At 58.4% G+C, this 2222-nt stretch carries 3 protein-coding genes; all 3 read right to left on the bottom strand.

From position 1 onward, the window contains the following. Positions 1 to 1571: IS66 family transposase (gene tnpC, locus RZA33_RS19240; protein ID WP_317509335.1), on the bottom strand; the 1571-nt coding region annotated here is incomplete at its 3' end. A 45-nt stretch (positions 1572 to 1616) separates the two neighbouring features. Continuing rightward, positions 1617 to 1973, bottom strand: coding sequence for an IS66 family insertion sequence element accessory protein TnpB (tnpB, locus tag RZA33_RS19235; RefSeq protein WP_317509334.1), 357 nt, complete (start codon positions 1971 to 1973; stop codon positions 1617 to 1619). Beyond that, positions 1970 to 2222: hypothetical protein (locus RZA33_RS19230; protein ID WP_317509333.1), on the bottom strand; the 253-nt coding region annotated here is incomplete at its 5' end. The genes tnpB and RZA33_RS19230, both read right to left, overlap by 4 nt.

The following is a 2222-nucleotide window of genomic DNA, read 5'->3' as shown; positions in this document are numbered from 1 at the left end:
TCTTTCCACTGCCAGGGCAGCAGTGTGCTGAGTTCATCATCATTGAGGGTGGGCAGTGTCTCGAAGACATACTGCAAGTAGTCGTAAGGCGAGAAGCCATTGGCTTTGGCGGTTTCGATCAGGCTGTAGATCGCCGCGCTGGCCTGAGCACCGCTCGGGGTGTGGCTGAACAGCCAGTTTTTACGCCCCACCACGAACGGGCGGATGGCGTTCTCTGCCGGATTGTTGTCCAGCGGAATCAGACCATCGTCCAGGAACCGGGTCAGGCGCGGCCACTGGTGATCCAGGTAGTGCAGAGCTTTACCCAGCGTACTTTTGGGTAACACCTGGGCCAGTGACTTGTCGAGCCAGGTGCGGAGTTGATCGATGAGTGGGCGGCTCTTCTGTTCACGCAGCGCGTGACGCGCGTCGGGCTCAAGGGCCTTCGCCTGTTTTTCCACGCCGTACAGCTTACGGATCTGGTTGAGCGCCCAGTCTGCTTTACCGGTTTTGCCTTTGGGCTGCACTTTCTGCGCCTCGACGAACTTACGCCGGGCATGCGCCCAGCAGCCCGCATGGGTGATCCCATTACGGCGCACGACCTCGGCGTAGCCTTCATAGCCATCGGTGATCAAGCGCCCCGCATAGTCGCCCAGCAGGTCAACGGGCACCCGTCCGGCACGGCTGGCCGCGTAGTCGAACAAGACCACTTGCTGGCCCGGCGGGCCTCCCCGCTGTACCCACATATACGAGGTGGCACTGGCCGGGCGGTCAGTTTCTTGATTGACCTGGAGCGTTGTCTCATCCATGTGGATCAGCGGTGCGCTTAGAAGGTGTTGACGTAACGTATCGATCAGCGGGGTGATCCGTTCTCCCGCCTGCACCATCCAGCGCGCCAAGGTATTACGGGGGATCTCGGCGCCATGGCGGGCAAAGATCTGGCTTTGCCGATAAAGCGGTAGCGCGTCCTGGTATTTAGCCGTCGCGATATAGGCGAGCAGCGTGGCGCTGGCATTGCTCTTGGGCAACAGCTTGGCCGGCGCTGGGGCGGTGTTGACGCCTTCTTCGCACAGCGGGCAGGCATATTTGCGTCGCACATGACGGATGACCTCGACGCGTGCGGGCACCACATGCAGCTCCTCGCTGATCTCTTCACCGATGACCTTCAGCGCGGTGCCATCATCGTGGCAGTGGCGAGCATCATCGGGCAGTTCATGGACGACCTCGATACGCGGCAACTCCGGCGGTAGCGCCACACGCCCGCCGCGCGTGCGACGCTTAGCAGGCGTAGCGGTGTCGTTCGTCGTGTCATCAGCGGTGGTAGTACTCTCCGATGTGTCTTCCTCGTCAACCGCCACTTCCGCTTCATTGATAAGCAGATCCTGCTGGTCGACACGGTACTTCTCGGTGGAGGGGCCGAACTGACGCTCTAGGGCAAGCCGGAACTGTTCAAACAGGGATTGTTTGGTGGCCTCCCACTGCGCCTCCTTTTTCTCCATCAACGCCAACAGCCGCGCATTTTCAGCGTCAGCAGCGGCCAGCTTGCGCTCAAGCTGGGTGATTGTTGGCGTGGAGGAATCGGCAGTTTTCATGTCGCCTATTTTACCAAAAACGCCGACAAAATAGGAGCAAAAAAGCTAACCAACTCGCTGAAAATCCAACGCTTTGTGGGGCTTCATGGCCTTCAAGTCAACGCCATCCAGCAACCAGTTAAGTTCTTGACCGGTTAACGTCACGGTCTCGCCATTAAGATGCGTTGGCCATTTAAAACGCTCACGTTCCAAGCGCTTGTACCACACCACAAAGCCGTTACGCTCCCAGAACAGCAGTTTCACTTTGTCGCGCTGGCGATTACCGAACACGAACAGCGCTTGATCAAACGGGTTCAAGGCCATGGCCTCTTGCACCAGTAACGCCAAGCCGTCAATTTGCTTGCGCATATCCACGGGTTCTCGGCACAGGTACACCTTTAGATCAGTGCTTGGACGAATCATGCGACCACCTCCACCGCGACAAACCGGGCGGGACGACAACGCGGTGGCACGGGGAAACCTTGCGCGATTAACCGTTTTTCCCACGCCATCAGGTCGGCTAACGTCACTGCCTGTGCTTTGGCATACGCACTTAAGGGCATCTGCAGCGTGGCGGCATAATGCAGGTGGCCTAACCAAAAGGCTTGAGTGGGATTGAGTTCACGGCTCATGATGATCTCCAAAGCAAAAGAGACCACCAGTGTGATCAGC

The sequence above is a fragment of the Halovibrio sp. HP20-59 genome (assembly GCF_033052795.2).
Taxonomy (GTDB): Bacteria; Pseudomonadota; Gammaproteobacteria; order Pseudomonadales; family Halomonadaceae; genus Vreelandella.
Note: the sequence above shows the minus strand (reverse complement) of the source record. Positions and strands in the feature narration are given on the sequence as shown.

Coding starts and splice junctions, on each gene's coding strand:
- tnpB (WP_317509334.1), bottom strand. CDS start 1,973: ATGATTCGTCCAAGCACTGATCTAAAGGTGTACCTGTGCCGAGAACCC.